Consider the following 15087-nt stretch of genomic DNA (forward strand, 5'->3'; position numbering starts at 1 on the left):
GGCCGTGGTGACTTCGTCGCATGTCGAGCATTAATCCACCGATTCGTGCCCAGGAGAGGCAATCCCTCGGAACCGTGGAGACCACCGCCCGTGAACAGGCGGCGCGAACGCGCCGCGATCGCCGAGAATCGTCTCGCTCCCCCGCCCTGACCCGCAGGCCGGCGGACCGACATCCGCGATCAGAGCGGTCCGAGGAGGTCTCGGGGGTCGGCGTCGAGTTCCAGCGTCGACAGGATGCCGAGCAGTTGGCGTTCCTCGTACTGGAAGTGCGACTCCATGATCGCGGAAAGGCCGTCCAGATGGAACGACAGCTCACTCGCCGGAGCGGCCGAGGTGAGCGCACGATCGAACTGGCCGAGCAGTGACGCGAGCATCTCGTGGTCCTGCTCGAGCTTCGCGATCGTGGGGCGCAGCACCGGATATCGCGCGGACAACTCGGGGAAGAGCCCGACGTCTTCACTCGTGTGGTGCCCGTCGAGCGCGGTGCAGAACCCCTTGCAGTACAGCAAGAGGTCGGCGCGCGCCGACGCGGTGTCTCCGGCGGCCAGGGAGTCGCGTGCGAGTCGCAGCGCTTGACGCAGCCGCTGATGAGCGGCCTGCAGTTCACGGTTCCAGGCTATGAGCCTGTTCTTCTCGCCCTCACCCACGAGTGAGGAACAGGGAAAGGGTCATCGTGACCACCTTCCGGGTCCGGCGCCTCCATGCCTGACGCGGTCCGCCACCGGCACGCGACGCTGCCCGCAGCATAGCCGACGATCACCCAGATGCCTCTCCGGGTTCACAAACCACTCATGAGACCGCGGGCCGTCACCGCGGACCAGGGCGGCGCCCACGACAGCGTTTGCCAGGGCGCGCCGAGCCTGCGTCCGCCCGGGACGGGAACCTCCAGCGGATACGGAATCAGGCGTGATCGATCATGTCGGGCTCGATGACCTCCTCGGTTGGACTCAGCACGTCGCGAGTTCTCGAGGAAGAGGCGGCCAGGATCGCACCTGAGCGCAGGTAGCGCACCAGGAGCTCTTCGTCGTCCTCGCCTCGGTCCCGAACGGCGGCGCTGAGAGACGGCCCATCCGGCCGCCCATACGGTAGCTCGCTGAACTCGCCGAGGAACCGGTCCTCGCACTCGTGGAGATCGGGCATGTCACTGCTCTTTCAAAGCGAGGCTGGGCGGTGGGCCGGCTGCGCTATCCAGAACCGGTAGACGGTGGCGCGGCCGATGGAGAACACCTCCATCAGCTCGGCGATGGTGTAGTCGCCGGTGGCGTGCATGCGCACCGACTCGGCCTGCTGGCGGGCGGTCAAGCGTCGACACGGCCCGCTGCCCGTCCACGCCCACCAAGAAGTGGGGGAACGGGGTGGCGCTCCCCGGCGGCCTGGCCACGGACCTGTTCGGGGGCTTGGCGCTGAGCGCCGGGTTGCAGGCCAGGCTTCTCGCAGCTCAGACGACGTCAGCTCAGCGCCTTCGTGACGAGCTCGGCGATCGCCTTTTCGGCGGCTTCGGTCAGCTCCGACAGGGCGTAGGAGGTAGGCCAGAGGCCGCTGTCGTCGTCGAGGTTCGCCTCCGTGCTGAAGCCGAACGTGGAGTAGCGTGCTTTGTCGCCCTGCCCGCTGCGGAAGAAACACACCACCTTCCCTGCCTTGGCCCACGCCGGCTGGCCGTACCAGAGCTTCGGCGCCAGCTCTGGGGCCGTGGCCGTGACAATGGCGTGTACCCCCTCGGCCATCTCACGGTCCGGCGAAGCCATCGCGGCGATCTTCGCCAGCATGGCCTCTTCATCGGCGGCGGCCTTCTTCGCTCCTTTGCCGCCGCGCGTTTCCGTCCTCAACTCCTCCGCGCGCGCCTTCATCGCGGCGCGCTCCTGCTCGCTGAACCCCTGCTGCGTCTCCTTGCCGGACGTGCTGCTCATCGTCTCTCGCTCCTCACTCGCCTCCGGAATCGTGCGCTCCCACGCTAACCAGATCCGTGAGAGCGGGGCTTCTCGATTCCTGACCGATCGGGATGGGTCCACGCGTCACCCAGGCCGCCGCGGAAAACGCGGAGAACGGGTGGCCGAACCAGATCTCCGGAAAGCCTCCACGGCCGCGATTCTGCTGGCCTTCGAGTGGGGCTCCAGGGCGGAGACACAGGCTCGGAGGGGACATCACCAGGTAGTGGAAGGGGACGGTCGGGCGAACAGCCGTGCCGTCGAGGCCTTCCTGACCTCCGCGCGCGGCGGCTACCCGGGCGACCTGCTGTCCATCCTGGACCCCGACGTCTTCCAGCGCATGGCGACACCCGCCTTCCTCCTGTTCCTCCCGGTCTCGTAGCCCGCCTCGCCGGGCCACGCCCGCGGGAGCCCGAGGAACTGCCGACCGATCAGGCCGTGCCTGATCTCCGACGCGCCGCCGGAGATGGTCAGCGCCTGTGACCACAGGAACGCCTCGTACCACCGCTGGAGGACTTCCTGCCCTGATCCCTCGATGTACGCGGGGCCGGCATCCCGCGTGATCCGGTGGACTGGGATTCCCCTCCTAACAGGGAAGGGTCATCGTGACCACCTTCCGGGTCCGGCACCTCCATGCCTGACGCGGTCCGCCACCACGGGCGGACAGGACCGGAACACATGTTCCAGAGCCGTCGACGTCCATTCCGTCGGGAGAACCGTGCTGCCGTCCGAGCCGTATAGGAGACGGCCCCGATCATTTGCGATGATGAGATATGGCTCACGCACGATTCAAAGACCTGGTCATAGACGCGGTCGATCCGGCCGGGTTGGGAGCTTTCTGGGCGGCTGCGATCGGGCTGGACAGGGTTTCCCTCGATGACGGGGATACGAAGCTCCTCGGGCCCACTCCGCAACACACGATCTGGATCAACCGGGCTCCCGAGCCCAAGACCGTCAAGCACCGGGTGCATCTCGACCTGTATGCGCGATCGATCGCCGAGTTGGAGGAGATCGGTGCGCGAAAGGCCGAGGAGATGCCCGAGTGGACGGTCATGAAGGACGTGGAGGGCGGTGAATTCTGCGCGTTCCTGCGTGATGAGCCGCCTCAAGACAGAATTCACGGCCTTGTGGTCGACTGCGCTGATCGGCGTGCGCAGGCCGACTGGTGGGGGCGGGTCTACGGGGCCGACGTCGTGCATCATGACGGGTGGTCGACGGTCGAGCACGTACCCGGCATGCCCTTCCGCACGTTCGACTTCGTCGAGGTTCCCGAACCGAAGAGCGTCAAGAACCGCATCCACTGGGACGTGCAAGGCGACGTCGCCGAACTCGTCGCCGCAGGAGCCCGCGTTCTACGGGAACGCGATGAGGAGATCTCCTGGACGGTCATGGCCGACCCCGAGGGCAACGAGTTCTGCGTCTTCGCCCCGGAGGCGTGAGGGGCTCGACGGCCGGGATTGCTCGGCTCCGGGCTCATAGACCAGAGGAGTCCCAGAAGTCGGCGAGGACGGTGTTGAGCTTTTCCGGTACGTCCACATGCGGATAGTGGGAGGTGCCGGATATCGACATGTGGCGGGCGGCGATGCGTTCGGCGGTGATGCGTGCGCACGCCGTGATCGGGGCGCCGCCGCGTTCGCGGTAGGGCGCCGGTGCGGTCTCCCAGGTGCCGGAGAGCACCAGCTTGGGGAACGCGGCCGCCCGCAGAGCGGGCAGCGGGATCCCGGCCTCCCAGCACACGCGTTCGCGCAGGACGGTGGCGGCGGCGCGCAGCCGCTGCTCGGTCGCTTCCAGCGGGGGCAGGTCGGCCGACTCGGCGGCGGCCCGCAGCCACTGTTCCGGCGTCAGCTCGGGGAACTCGGCGTAGGCGGCGCGGTTGTCGCGCAGTGCGGCCGCCACGGCCGGGTCGTCGGCCGCGGCCTGGTAGCAGCCCGGCTCGATGAGGGTCAGCGACCGCACCGCCTCGGGCCGCCGGGCCGCGGCGATCATGACACCGACACCGCCATAGGAGTGGCCGACCAGGTGCGCGCCCTCGCCGAGCAGCTCGGCGATGTCGTCCGCGTCGGCCAGGTAGTCGCTGGAGAACCGCTCTCCCGCGTCCGGGCTGCCGCCGTACCCGCGCCGGTCCATCAGCAGCAGCTGAAAACGGTCGGCCAGTGGCCGCTGCGCCGCGAACCCGTACACAGGGTCGTCGCCCCAGGTGGTGGAGCCGTGGACGAAGATCACAGGAGGTGCGCTGTTCGCCGCGCCCCATGTGGTCACGTGTGCCCGGCCCGGCAGCGATCCGTTCGCTCGGAACACGGGGGTGGTGGAGGAAGGGAACATGCGCACTCGCTCCTATACGTCGTTCAACGTCATCAAACGATGTATAAGGAAGATGAACAGGGGTCGTCAAGCCGGATACGGTGAGGCCCGTGTCGTCTTCAGATTCCTCCGACGGATCGGTGTGGCTACGCCCGGAGCGGCCGCCGCGCGACCGCAGGCTCACCCGAAGCCGGATAGTCGAGGTGGCCATCGCCGTACTGGACGCCGACGGGCACCGCGGGCTGTCGATGCGCCAGGTCGCCGCCCGGCTGGGGGTGACCGCCGGATCCCTGTACTGGTACGTGCGCACCAAGGACGACCTGCTGGAACTGGCGCTGGACCACGTCCTGGGAGAGGTGCGCGCCGACCCGGACGAACCGGACTGGCGGCGTGCCCTGGCCGCGCTGGCCCGCAGCGACCGCGCGATGCTGCTGCGGCACCGGTGGGTGCTGTCAGAGCTGACCGTTCGGCCCAACCTCGGACCGAACGCGCTGGCCCTGACCGAGACCGGTCTGCGGCTGCTGGACCGGGCCGGGTTCGCCGACGCGGACCTGGACGCCGCGATGGCGGCGGTCCACGACCACGTGGTCGGCTCGGTCATCGCCGAACTGGCCTGGCGCGACACGCTGGCGCGTATGCGGGAGGCCGACCGTGACTGGAGCGAACAGGCCGCCGACTACCTGCGCGAGATCAGCGAACGCCACCCGTTCCTGGCTCGCCGGATGGCAGCCACGGACAAGGTCGACGTGGAAGACGAGAGCGAACGGCGCTTTGAGTTCGCCTTGCAATGCCTGATGGACGGGCTGGCCGCGCGCAAGAGCGTCCGGTGAGGGCGATCAGGCGGATGAGAAAGACGACGTCGTGCCCGCTCACCACGCGCTGATCCCACGTTCGGACGCACCGATCGGCCGTACGGGACGTTCTCGGATGAATGTCAGGATGGGCTCATGGGCGAGGGGGAGCTGTACGGGAGGAAGCCCGAAGAGGACGCGATCGGTGAACTGCTGGCGGGCGCCCGGGCGGGCACCAGTTCGTCGCTGGTGCTGCGCGGTGAGCCGGGCATCGGCAAGACGGCGTTGCTCGACCACGCCGCCGCGTCGGCCGAGGGCCTGCGGCTGGTCCGCGGTACGGGGGTCGAGTTCGAGGCGGAGCTGCCGTTCTCGGGGTTGCAGTTGTTGCTGCGCCCGGCGCTCGGGTCCCTCGCCGCGTTGCCCGGCCCGCAGCGCGAGGCTCTGGAGGCGGCGTTCGGGCTCGGGCCCGCGGCCGGCTCCGAGCCGATGCTGGTGGGGCCGGCGGTGGTCTCCCTGCTGGCGGAGCACGCGGGCGAGACGGGGCTGCTGTGCCTCGTCGACGACGCGCAGTGGCTCGACCGGGCGTCTCGGGACGCGCTCCTGTTCGCCGCCCGGCGTCTGCACGCCGAGGGTGTGGTCATGATCTTCGCCGTCCGGGACGGTGAGGGATCCTTCCCCGCCCCCGGCCTTGCGGAGCTGCGCCTGTCCGGACTGGCCCCGGAAGCGGCCGCGGCCCTGCTCGACCGGCATCCGCTCGCGCCCGCCGTGCGCTACCGCTTGCTCGCCGAGGCCGGAGGCAACCCGCTGGCTCTGCTGGAGCTGCCCATCGCCCTGGCCGCCGAAGGCGCCAGCGCGTTCTCCCCGGGAGCGCTCCCCCTCACCAGCCGCCTGCGACTGGCCTTCCACGGCCAGGTCAGCCGGATGCCGGAAGCCTGCCAGACCCTGCTCCTGGTGGCGGCGGCCGACGAGGCCGGCGAGCTCGCCGCGATCCTGGATGCCGCCGCCGCGCTGGGGGCGGCCGTCGAGGACCTGGCCCCCGCCGAACAGGCCGGCCTGGTGCTCGGAGGTGACGCCGACGGCACCACGATCCGCTTCCGCCATCCTCTGATCCGCGCCGCCGTCTACCAGCGGGCGCCGCTCGGACAGCGCCTCGCCGTCCACCGCGCGCTCGCCGCCGCCCTCGGCTCGCCCGAGCACGCCGACCGCCGGGCCTGGCACCTGGCGGCTGCCGCCACCGGAGCCGACGAGGAGGCCGCCGCGGCACTGGAGCACACCGCCGCCGGCGCCCGCGAACGCAGCGGCCACGAGGCGGCCGCGGCGGCGTACGAAAGGGCTGCCCGCCTGAGCGTCGAACCCGCCGCCAGAGCCCGCCGCGAAGCTTTGGCGGCGGAGGCGGCGCTGGAGGCGGGCGATCTGAAGCGTGCCAGATCCCTCGGGCGCCGCGCGGCCCGGCGGCTGGACGAGTCCCCGGCGGCGAACGCGCGGATCGCCCAAGTGCGGGCACTCGCGGACTTCTGGCAGGGCTCCTACGCCGCGGCCCACCGGTTGCTGATCGACGGCGCCGGGCTCGTCGTCGACACCGACCCGAGCCAGGCCGCCGTGCTGCTGATCCAGGCCGTTCACACCTCCTGGTACCTGGGTGAACGGCAGCTCTCGGCGACACTGGACCGGCTGACCGCGCTGCCGCTGGACGATGCGGATCCCCTCGCACCGGTGGGGCCCTACCTCACCCACCTCGACCGGGGCCGTTCCGAGCGGCCTCCGCCGCTGAACGACGCCCTCGCGGCGGTGCGGCGGCGGGGCCGAGTCCCCGACCAGGTATCGATGATCCTCTGCGGAGCGGCGCTCGCGTTGGGCCAGGACACCGTCGCCTACGAACTGGCGACCGCGCTCGCCGACGAACACCGCGCCCGGGGCGGCGCCGGGCGGCTGCCGACGGTGCTGTTCTTCGTGGTCGAGGGCGAGGTGTTCACCGGACGGCACCTGGACGCGCTCGCCACGGCGACCGAAGCCCTGGAGCTCGCCCGCGACACCGGCCAGCAGCAGTGGGTCAGCCAGTTCAGCAGCGTGCTCGCCTACCTCGACGCTGCCAAGGGAGAGGAGGCCGCCTGCCGACGCAACGCCGAAGAGGGGCTGGCCGGAGCCACCGCCGGCGCCGTCTCCCCCGGCGCACCATGGGCGCACTGGTCGCTCGGGCTGCTGGACCTCGGCCTCGGCCGCGCCGAGGCGGCGCTCGCCCGCTTCGAGCGCCTGACCCGCGAGCCGATGCGCCATCACATCTGCGCCACCCGGCCCGTTCCCGAATCGCTCCGGGCGCCGAATGGCCGGACCTCGACGTCCACGAGACCTACGGTGAGGCGTATTTCGTCGTGAGCGGCGAAGTCATCGAGGGCGACCGCACCCACGGCCCTGGCACCTACGTCGCCTTCGGTCCGAAGACGAGCCACCGGCCCCGTACGGAGACCGGTGCGCGCGCCTTCGGGTTCAACTACGACGTCACCGCCTGACGAGCGTCAGAGCCCCTTCCTGAGTTCGGCGGCCTTCGCGGCCGCGGCATGTCCGGGCCCGACACCTTCGACGATGATCACCTCGCCCTCCAGATGGTCGGCTCGCAGCGGCAGGATCGCCTGGTAGGCGGCCGACCCGTACCAGTTCCGAGCGTTCTCCCCCGACGGGAACTCGAGCATGACGACGCTCCCGGGCCACGTGCCCTCGCGGACGTCCACCGCTCCCCCGTGGACGATGAAGCGGCCGGAGAACGGGTCCATCGTCGCCTGGATTCTCTCCATGTACTCAAGTACCTCCGGGTGGAGCTTCTCCGGATCACGAAGATGTGCGATCACATAGGCGGTCATGGTTCCTCCTCGGTTCAGACTCCGGCCGGCACCTTGTCGAGGAAGCCGAGCACCTGGCTGATCCGCCCGTCGTCACCGATCGCCGCGACGTCGAAGCCGATGACGACCGGCTCGGCGCCCTCAGGCCCCAGGTGCCAGGTGAACCGCGCGATGTCGTGGTGGGCGTCCACGGCGCCGCCGAGGCTGAAGACCAGCCCGCCGAACTGCCCCTGGACCGCCGCGATGGTGGCGTCGAGCCCGTCCCTGCCCCGAACGGAGACCAGCGGGTCGGTGTACGCCGCGTCCTCGGCGAAGACCTCCGCCAGAACCGCCCTCCGCGTGGTGGCGTCGGTCTCGTTCCACGCGGCGAGGTAGCGCTGGACCAGCTCATTCATGTCGCTCATGTCTCTCTCCTCAGTGGTCGTGCTCTCTTGTGACCACCAAATTAGGGAGACGGGAACGACGGGGAATCTGACGTGCTTAAGTACTTCCGCCCACGCTTTCAAGTACGCGGCCGGCTCGCCGCGTCCATACGAGCCCGGCTGACGGGCCGGGAACGGTGCGTGCGGGCGCGCCTGTGCGGTCGGTGATCTCGTCTCGCCCGACACGCTCGGTGCCTCGGGGCGGTCCGGCGTGGGGAGAAAGCGGAAATCGTTCACGGTGAGGCATAAGCGCCATCAGTTTTGTGGGAATCCGCACTTACCCGATGGGGCCATTTAGTGCAGGGTTGTCGCTGAACTTCGCATTAATACGCCTGGGTGTGGTTCGTCCCAACGAAACCGCACCCGGACCGTACCTCTGAAGACCCCCGCGCAAGAGGAGATCAAGACCCATGGGCGAGACCCGTGTCGCCGTCACCGGCCTGGGTGCCAGCACCCCGTTGGGGGGAGACGTCGCCTCGACCTGGGCGGCCGCGCTGGCCGGCGAGTCCGGGGTGAGTACCCTCCCCTGGGAAGGCCTGGACGAACTGCCCGTGCGCTTCGCGGGCCAGGCCGCCGTGGAACCCGCGGCGTCCGGGATTCTGTCCGAAGAGCAGCTGCGCGAGATAGACCGCAGCCAGCTGTTCGCGATGATCGCCGCACGGGAGGCGATGCGGGACGCCGGATACCGGTACGGAGAGGACGGCGGACCGACCGTCGACCCCGACCGGCTCGGCGTGGTGCTGTCCTCGGGGATCGGCGGCCTGCACAGCACGGCCAAGAACTACGGCGCTCTCCTGAACGAGGGATGGCAGCGGGTCGCCCCGCTCGCCGCGCCGATGCAGATGCCCAACGGCCCGGCCGCCCGGGTGAGCCTGGAGTACCAGGCGACCGCGGGCGTCCACGCGCTCGTGTCCGCGTGCTCCTCCAGCAACGAGGCGATCGGCTACGCCATCGACATGATCCGCGCCGGCCGGGCCGACGTGGTCATCGCGGGCGGCGCCGAAGCGTGCATCCACCCGCTGCCGATGGTGTCCTTCGCCGCGATGCGCGCCATGTCCACCCGCAACGACGAGCCCGAGCGCGCCTCCCGCCCGTTCGACAGGGACCGGGACGGGTTCGTGCTCGGCGAGGGCGCGGCGCTGCTGATCCTGGAGTCCGAGGAGCACGCGCGGGCGCGCGGCGCCCGCATCCACGCCTACGCCTCGGGCGTCGGCTACTCCGCCGACGGCCACGACATGGTCCAGCCGCCCCAGGACGGGCGCGGCCTGGCCAAGGCCATGACCCGCTGCCTCACGCACGCCGGCCTGCGCCCCGAGCAGGTCCTCCACATCAACGCGCACGCCACCGCCACCCCGCAGGGCGACATCGCCGAGATCAACGCCATCAAGGGCGCCTTCGGCGGCCACGCCCGCAATCTGGCCATCACCGCGTCCAAGTCGATGACCGGGCACCTCCTCGGCGGGGCCGGCGCGCTCGGCTCCCTGCTCACCGTCCTGGCCCTGCGCGAGGGCCTCGTGCCCGCGGTCGCCAATCTCGACAACCTCGACGAGGCCGTCGACCTCGACATCGTCACCGGCGAACCCCGCAAGATCCCCGACGGCCCGGCGGCCGCTCTCAACAACTCGGTCGGCTTCGGCGGCCACAACGTCAGCGTCGCCTTCGAACGCGCCCTCTGACGGGGGCCCACGCTTTCATCCGGCTTCGATCCCCTGGAGGAAGCGCAGGAGCACCTCGTTGACCTCCTCGGGGCGCTCCTGCTGGATCCAGTGGCCCGCTCCGTCCAGGACGACGTGCTCCCGCAGGTCGGTCAGGACGGTCGTCAGCCTGTCGGCCTTCATGAACTCGGCGACGAGGTCATCCGAACCTGTGAGGAAGAGGGAGGGGCAGTCGATGGTGCGCTCGGCGAACGGTTCGGTCAGCCGCCAGTTGCGGTCCATGTTGCGGTAGTAGTTCAGTCCGCCGGTGAACCCCGTGCGTTCGAAGGCCCGGGCGAAGACTTCGAACTCTTCCTCGGTCATCCAGGGCCGCGGCGGAAGGCTCTCTCCGGAGCCGGCCGACCATGCGGAGGCGCGGATGTCGTCCGACAACAGGGTGCGGCGGACATCGCCGTCCAGGACGGGGTCGGCGACGCCGGGCTCCTGGAACCAGGAGATGTAGAAGCCGTCGCCGAGGCGCTTGCGGAGGATGCCGATCGGCGGCACGGGCGGGCGCGGGGTGACCGGCACGCTCAGTCCGGCCACGGCGCGGACCCGCTCGGGGTGGATCAGGGCCAGGTTCCAGACGATCGAGGCGCCCCAGTCGTGCCCCACGAAGACCGCGTCCCGCGCGCCGACGTCGTCCAGGAGACCCACCAGGTCGCCGACGATCGTGAGGATGTCGTAGGCGCCGGTCTCGGCCGGGCGCGAACTGCCGCCGTAACCGCGCATGTCCGGGGTGAGGGTCCGGTAGCCCGCCTCCGCGAGGGCGAAGACCTGGTGCCGCCAGGAGAAGCCGAGTTCCGGGAAGCCATGGCACAGGACGACCAGCGGTCCCTCTCCGTGCTCGACCACCTTGAGTTCGATGCCGTTGACGGCCACCTGCCTCGACGGTAGCCGCTCCCAGTCGGAGACCGCGGTGAATCGTGTCCTCATGTCCCCGAAGCTATCGGACGTGAGGTGAGGCTCGAGAAGACGTCCTCGGCCTCACCGGAATACCGCGAAGCACCACGTGCGGCCGGGATCAGTGCAGAAGGACCCGGACCATTCCGTAGAGGCAGAGCCCCATCGGAACCCCCAAGAAGATCATGAGGGCGATGGCGCACCCGATTCCCTCCTCCTGGGACGCGTCGTCTCGCCGGTCGATCACCGCACGGGTGGGATCCGCGGGGTCGTACTTGATGCGGGCGGTCCCGCCGCGCACGGATGAGGGATCCTTCACCGGAAGCCACACGGTGACCTCCCGGCCCTCGATCGTGAAGAACCGCACCCGCACGGAAGTCTGCAGCTCTTCCTCCTTGGTGACCTTCTCCGTCCTCTTCTCCAGCACCCGTCCGGGCTCGGGCGCCACCGTCGAGATCCGCCGTGCCCGCCTCTTTCGCACCAGATCGCCTATCAGCCCGGCCAGCGGATATCCGAAGGCCGCAGCTCCGAGCCCCAGAAGCACCACGGCCATCACCACGGGAACATTCATGCCGCAACGTTAGAAACCCCAAGGTCCCGAAGAAGAGGGACCTGTGTCCCCACCTCGCCCCTTCCCGACAATCCACACGGCCCCCACGTCGACCTCTTCCTCTGGAGGAACGGGCGCACCGTGTCGCTGATCATGGTGTGGTTTTCCCGGGGAAGGCGGGGATGAGGTCCAGCCAGCTCGGCGTGGATGGGCCCGCCGGGCCGGTGGGGGGAAGGGTGGTCAGGACGGTCCGGTCGGGGCGGATCACCGCGACATGGGCGCCTGCGCGGTGCAGCCAGGAGGCCAGGACGTCTTCATGCCCGGTCAGCCGCCTCCCGTCGGGAAACCGGATGTCGGTGCCTGCGCCGCCCGTGTGCACGAGGGCGGCGTTCAGGGTCGCGGCCAGGCGGATGAGGGCGGGTGGTGCCGGGGTGCGGGTGATGATGGCGAAGCCGTGGCCCAGGAGGTCGTCGAACCGGTGTTCCGTGCCGTCGATGGTGAGCCGAGGTTGGGGCATGAGGGCGCCGGCCAGCCGTGGCCCGCGAAGCATGGGGCCGTTCACCAGGGGGCCGGGGCGCAGCCGGGGCGAGACGCTGCGCAGCATCGCGCTCTTCAGGGCGGGAAGGCGGACCGCTTGGGAGAGGAAGAGGCGACGCAGGGCGGCGGCGCGGTCCTGGCCGCCGGTCATGGCCCAGCCGGTGGCGACGGCCAGGCGGATCATGTGGGTGACGTGCGGTCGGCGTTCGCTTTCGTAGGTGTCCAGGAACCGTTCGTGGCGCACCGGGTCCGCGCCTGCGACGGCGAGTTTCCAGGCGAGGTTGGCCGCGTCGCGCAGGCCGGCGCACATGCCCTGGCCGATGAACGGCGGGGTGAGGTGAGCCGCGTCGCCCAGCAGGAACAGGCGGCCGGCCCGCCACCGGTCGGCGACGCGGGCCTTGAAGGTGTAGGAGGCGCTGCGGATGACATGCACCTCCTCGGCGGGAACGTTCCCGGTCCAGGGCGCCAGCAGGCGGGCCAGGGCCTGGGGGGAGGTCAGCTCCTCGGCGGTCTCGCCGGGGCGTATGCGGAACTCCCATCGGTAGCGTTCGGGGCCGATGCGCATGAACGTGGCGGCCCGGCGGGGGTCGCAGATCTGGTCGACGCCGTCCCAGACGTCCAGCTGTCGAGCGCAGCGTACGTCGACCACCAGCCACTGCTCGGTGAAGCGCAGATCGCGCATCGTGGCGCCGATGGCGCGGCGCACCAGACTGTTGGCTCCGTCGCAGCCCAGCACCACCTGTGCGGTGACGGTCTCGGTGCGGCCGTCGGCCAGGTGGCGGATGCGCACCCGAGCGGGCCTCGTGCGGTCGCCGGGGTCGATGTGCTCGGCTTCGGCCTCGGTGAGCAGTTCGGCCTGCGGGTGGCGGGCGAGGCCGGCGCGCAGGAGGCGTTCGAGGTCGGGCTGGTCGAACAGGTTGGCCTGGGGCCAGCCGTGCTCGCTGACCAGCCGGTCGCGGCGGAACTCGGCGATGGTGCGCATCCGTTCGTCCACCAGGCGCATCCCCCGGGCGGGCCTGCTGATGGCGGTGAAGCCGTCGGCGACGCCGACGTGCTGGAGGATCCGCAGGGCCTCGTCGTCCAGGTGCACGGCGCGCGGCAGCGGATAGACATCGGGGTGGCGTTCGACGACCAGGCTGCGGATGCCGTGCCGGGCCAGGAGCGCGGCGCAGGTCAGCCCCGTGGGTCCGGCGCCGATGATCAGGACCGGTGCCGGACCGGAGGAGGTGCTCATGAGGCGATCTCGTGGGTGAAGGAGTAACGGTCGAGTTCGGCCGACAGCAGGCCATACCGGTCCGCATCACCGTCGGCCGGACGGATGATGGCGTGCGGGCGGCCGTCGCGCAGGTCGACCTCCACCTGCCCGGCCAGCCCTGCCCGGTCGAGCTCACCCGCGACGAGGCGGTGGACGGCGTCCTGGACCAGTGCGGGCTTGTAGATCTTGCCGACGGCGGTGGTCGGCAGGGCGGCCACGATGTGCACCGCCTTGGGCGCGGCGGCGGGCTCGGGCGCGTGGGCGCGGGCCCAGGCCAGTAGTTCCTCCTCGCTCGCCCGGGCGTCTTCGGTCAGGACGAGGTAGGCGGCGGGCACCTCACCGGAATGCGGATCGGGTGCGCCGATCACCGCGGCGGCGCTCACTTCGGGATGGGCGAGCAGGGACTCCTCGACGAGCACGGGGTCGATGTTGTGGCCGCCGCGGATGATGAGGTCCTTGGCCCGGCCGGTGAGGTAGAGGTAGCCGTCTTCGTCGACCTTGCCGAGGTCGCCGGTGAGCAGCCACCCGTCGAGGATCTTGCCCGTCGGGTCGGGGGCGGGGCCGTCGGGTCCGGGTCGTAGGTAGCCGGGGAAGACACTGGGTCCCTTGATGGCCAGGACACCGGTCCGGCCGGGCGGGCAGTCGGCCACGGGACGCTCGTCGGCGTCGACGGTGACGGCTTTGACCTGCTGGTAGGGCAGTCTCAGCCCGACCGAGCCCTCTCGGGGCGCGAAGGCCGGAGTGGCCGCGGTCGCGCAGGTCGCCTCGGTCAGCCCGTAGCCCTCCAGCATCGGGACCTTGGCGGCGGTCTCGAAGGTGGAGCGGACCTTCTTGGGCAGGGGCGCGGCTCCGACGGCTCCGGCGCGCAGGCTGGAGAGGTCGACGCCTTCGGGTACCGCGGGGAGGTTGGCGTAGACGGTGGGGACGCCGGAGAAGCTGGTGACCTTGTAGTGCTCGATGATGTGCCAGAAGTCGGCCATCAGCGTCTTGTCGCGGTAGCCCAGCGGCCCGAGTGAGACGATGGGCCGTCCGTGCAGGAAGGGGCCCAGGCCGGTGACGTGGACGGCGTTGACGTGGAACAGCGGCAGGCCCGACAGTCCGACGGCGTCGTCCAGGTAGGCGCCCGAGCAGCCCAGCGCCCAGGCCATGTAGGTCTCCATGGCGTGGGTGTGCGGTGCGACCTTGGGCACCCCGGTCGTACCGCCGGTGTGGAAATAGGCGGCCAGGTCCTCTGGTTTTGGACGGTGCTCCGTGAGCAGCCGGTCGGCCGACTGGGCGGCGGCCAGCGCGTCGAAGTCGACTTCTTCGACGGTGAGCCCGTTCTGCGGGCCGGGCGGGGAGCCGACCGCGAGCAGGGCGCGCAGGCCTGGCAGCCGGGAGGCGATCCGTCTGGCCTTGTCCCACAGCTCCGGTGACAGGCCGGGCCCGGGGGCCAGCAGCAGATCCGCACCGGTCAGGGTGAGGATCTCCACCAGGTGGTCCTCGGCGAGCATCGGGTTCACCGGACCCGCGATCCCGACGGCTTGGGCGCCCAGCAGCGCCGCGTACGTGGCACCCAGGTTGGGCAGCATCAGCGCGACGACACCGCCCTCGCCCAAGCCGAGCGACAGGTAGGCGTTGGCGGCCTGGTGCACCCGCTGCAGCAGCGTGCCGTAGCTCCAGCAGGGCGCCTGCCTCCAGGGAAGGCCGTCTTCGCCGAGCAGGTACAGGGCGGGCCGGTCCGCATGCGCGGTCGCCGAGCGGACGAGCAGCTCATAGGTGCTGGCGGGCAGGCCGCGTTCGTGCAGCGGGACCCGCTCGATGACGGGCACGTCCTCGGCAAGCAGGACGAGAGGACGATCACCTTGGGTGTGGGGGGCGGGAGCCATCAAAATC

17 protein-coding genes are annotated in these 15087 nt (G+C 70.5%); 6 read left to right on the forward strand and 11 right to left on the reverse strand.

Annotation, left to right across the window (positions count from 1 at the left end):
• Window positions 1–179 precede the first annotated feature (179 nt).
• The 4 genes from ABGB12_RS12415 to ABGB12_RS12430 form a co-directional block, all read right to left on the reverse strand.
• On the reverse strand, window positions 180–647 hold the full coding sequence (locus tag ABGB12_RS12415; protein ID WP_347677144.1) for a hemerythrin domain-containing protein: 468 nt from the start codon (window positions 645–647) through the stop codon (window positions 180–182).
• A gap of 253 nt (window positions 648–900) precedes the next feature.
• The gene (locus tag ABGB12_RS12420) at window positions 901–1140 is read right to left on the reverse strand and encodes a hypothetical protein (protein WP_347677146.1); all 240 of its coding nucleotides are present in this window, start codon (window positions 1138–1140) and stop codon (window positions 901–903) included.
• Window positions 1141–1152: 12 nt separating this feature from the next.
• Complete coding sequence (locus ABGB12_RS12425) at window positions 1153–1302, reverse strand: helix-turn-helix domain-containing protein (protein WP_347677148.1); 150 nt, start codon at window positions 1300–1302, stop codon at window positions 1153–1155.
• A 146-nt stretch (window positions 1303–1448) separates the two neighbouring features.
• Complete coding sequence (locus ABGB12_RS12430) at window positions 1449–1907, reverse strand: DUF1801 domain-containing protein (RefSeq protein ID WP_347677150.1); 459 nt, start codon at window positions 1905–1907, stop codon at window positions 1449–1451.
• A gap of 244 nt (window positions 1908–2151) precedes the next feature.
• On the opposite strand from ABGB12_RS12430, the gene ABGB12_RS12435 reads away from it, so the two are divergent.
• Window positions 2152–2307, forward strand: coding sequence for a hypothetical protein (locus ABGB12_RS12435; RefSeq protein WP_347677152.1), 156 nt, complete (start codon window positions 2152–2154; stop codon window positions 2305–2307).
• A gap of 391 nt (window positions 2308–2698) precedes the next feature.
• On the forward strand, window positions 2699–3364 hold the full coding sequence (locus tag ABGB12_RS12440; RefSeq protein WP_347677154.1) for a VOC family protein: 666 nt from the start codon (window positions 2699–2701) through the stop codon (window positions 3362–3364).
• A gap of 34 nt (window positions 3365–3398) precedes the next feature.
• Here the strand turns inward: ABGB12_RS12440 and ABGB12_RS12445 are convergent, their stop codons facing one another.
• Window positions 3399–4247: an alpha/beta hydrolase gene (locus tag ABGB12_RS12445; protein ID WP_347677156.1), complete on the reverse strand. Its 849-nt coding sequence runs from the start codon at window positions 4245–4247 to the stop codon at window positions 3399–3401.
• A gap of 89 nt (window positions 4248–4336) precedes the next feature.
• On the opposite strand from ABGB12_RS12445, the gene ABGB12_RS12450 reads away from it, so the two are divergent.
• The 3 genes from ABGB12_RS12450 (at window position 4337) to ABGB12_RS12460 (ending at window position 7524) form a co-directional block, all read left to right on the forward strand.
• Window positions 4337–5056 (forward strand): TetR/AcrR family transcriptional regulator, encoded by a 720-nt coding sequence (locus tag ABGB12_RS12450; RefSeq protein WP_347677158.1) that lies wholly within the window; start codon window positions 4337–4339, stop codon window positions 5054–5056.
• A gap of 117 nt (window positions 5057–5173) precedes the next feature.
• Window positions 5174–7390, forward strand: coding sequence for an AAA family ATPase (locus tag ABGB12_RS12455; protein ID WP_347677160.1), 2217 nt, complete (start codon window positions 5174–5176; stop codon window positions 7388–7390).
• Window positions 7387–7524, forward strand: coding sequence for a hypothetical protein (locus ABGB12_RS12460; RefSeq protein ID WP_347677162.1), 138 nt, complete (start codon window positions 7387–7389; stop codon window positions 7522–7524). The genes ABGB12_RS12455 and ABGB12_RS12460 overlap by 4 nt, the downstream gene beginning before the upstream one ends.
• Window positions 7525–7530: 6 nt before the next feature.
• Here the strand turns inward: ABGB12_RS12460 and ABGB12_RS12465 are convergent, their stop codons facing one another.
• Both ABGB12_RS12465 and ABGB12_RS12470 read right to left on the reverse strand, forming a co-directional pair.
• Window positions 7531–7872 (reverse strand): DUF1330 domain-containing protein, encoded by a 342-nt coding sequence (locus ABGB12_RS12465; protein ID WP_347677164.1) that lies wholly within the window; start codon window positions 7870–7872, stop codon window positions 7531–7533.
• A 14-nt stretch (window positions 7873–7886) separates the two neighbouring features.
• The gene (locus tag ABGB12_RS12470) at window positions 7887–8255 is read right to left on the reverse strand and encodes a nuclear transport factor 2 family protein (RefSeq protein ID WP_347677166.1); all 369 of its coding nucleotides are present in this window, start codon (window positions 8253–8255) and stop codon (window positions 7887–7889) included.
• A gap of 428 nt (window positions 8256–8683) precedes the next feature.
• Between ABGB12_RS12470 and ABGB12_RS12475 the strand changes: the two genes are divergently transcribed.
• A complete protein-coding gene (locus ABGB12_RS12475; protein WP_347677168.1) occupies window positions 8684–9949 on the forward strand; it encodes a beta-ketoacyl-[acyl-carrier-protein] synthase family protein in 1266 nt (421 codons plus the stop codon).
• Window positions 9950–9964: 15 nt separating this feature from the next.
• Here ABGB12_RS12475 and ABGB12_RS12480 read toward each other — a convergent pair whose 3' ends face one another.
• From ABGB12_RS12480 to ABGB12_RS12495, 4 genes are all read right to left on the reverse strand, one after another.
• The gene (locus ABGB12_RS12480; protein WP_347677170.1) at window positions 9965–10903 is read right to left on the reverse strand and encodes an alpha/beta hydrolase; all 939 of its coding nucleotides are present in this window, start codon (window positions 10901–10903) and stop codon (window positions 9965–9967) included.
• 88 nt (window positions 10904–10991) lie between these two features.
• Window positions 10992–11441 (reverse strand): DUF3592 domain-containing protein, encoded by a 450-nt coding sequence (locus tag ABGB12_RS12485; protein WP_347677172.1) that lies wholly within the window; start codon window positions 11439–11441, stop codon window positions 10992–10994.
• A 130-nt stretch (window positions 11442–11571) separates the two neighbouring features.
• Window positions 11572–13191: a bifunctional 3-(3-hydroxy-phenyl)propionate/3-hydroxycinnamic acid hydroxylase gene (locus ABGB12_RS12490; protein ID WP_347677174.1), complete on the reverse strand. Its 1620-nt coding sequence runs from the start codon at window positions 13189–13191 to the stop codon at window positions 11572–11574.
• The gene (locus ABGB12_RS12495) at window positions 13188–15080 is read right to left on the reverse strand and encodes an acyl-CoA synthetase (protein ID WP_347677176.1); all 1893 of its coding nucleotides are present in this window, start codon (window positions 15078–15080) and stop codon (window positions 13188–13190) included. Before ABGB12_RS12495 ends, ABGB12_RS12490 begins: the two co-directional genes overlap by 4 nt.
• Between the last annotated feature and the right edge of the window lie 7 nt (window positions 15081–15087).

It is taken from the genome of Actinocorallia sp. B10E7, assembly GCF_039871655.1.
Taxonomy (GTDB): domain Bacteria; phylum Actinomycetota; class Actinomycetes; order Streptosporangiales; family Streptosporangiaceae; genus Actinocorallia.

Excerpts from the sequence above, each read along its gene's own strand:
- ABGB12_RS12445 (WP_347677156.1), bottom strand. The coding sequence starts at position 4,247 with ATGTTCCCTTCCTCCACCACCCCCGTGTTCCGAGCGAACGGATCGCTG.
- ABGB12_RS12465 (WP_347677164.1), bottom strand. The coding sequence starts at position 7,872 with ATGACCGCCTATGTGATCGCACATCTTCGTGATCCGGAGAAGCTCCAC.
- ABGB12_RS12475 (WP_347677168.1), top strand. The coding sequence starts at position 8,684 with ATGGGCGAGACCCGTGTCGCCGTCACCGGCCTGGGTGCCAGCACCCCG.
- ABGB12_RS12440 (WP_347677154.1), top strand. The coding sequence starts at position 2,699 with ATGGCTCACGCACGATTCAAAGACCTGGTCATAGACGCGGTCGATCCG.
- ABGB12_RS12480 (WP_347677170.1), bottom strand. The coding sequence starts at position 10,903 with ATGAGGACACGATTCACCGCGGTCTCCGACTGGGAGCGGCTACCGTCG.
- ABGB12_RS12485 (WP_347677172.1), bottom strand. The coding sequence starts at position 11,441 with ATGAATGTTCCCGTGGTGATGGCCGTGGTGCTTCTGGGGCTCGGAGCT.
- ABGB12_RS12455 (WP_347677160.1), top strand. The coding sequence starts at position 5,174 with ATGGGCGAGGGGGAGCTGTACGGGAGGAAGCCCGAAGAGGACGCGATC.
- ABGB12_RS12430 (WP_347677150.1), bottom strand. The coding sequence starts at position 1,907 with ATGAGCAGCACGTCCGGCAAGGAGACGCAGCAGGGGTTCAGCGAGCAG.
- ABGB12_RS12420 (WP_347677146.1), bottom strand. The coding sequence starts at position 1,140 with ATGCCCGATCTCCACGAGTGCGAGGACCGGTTCCTCGGCGAGTTCAGC.
- ABGB12_RS12490 (WP_347677174.1), bottom strand. The coding sequence starts at position 13,191 with ATGAGCACCTCCTCCGGTCCGGCACCGGTCCTGATCATCGGCGCCGGA.
- ABGB12_RS12470 (WP_347677166.1), bottom strand. The coding sequence starts at position 8,255 with ATGAGCGACATGAATGAGCTGGTCCAGCGCTACCTCGCCGCGTGGAAC.
- ABGB12_RS12495 (WP_347677176.1), bottom strand. The coding sequence starts at position 15,080 with ATGGCTCCCGCCCCCCACACCCAAGGTGATCGTCCTCTCGTCCTGCTT.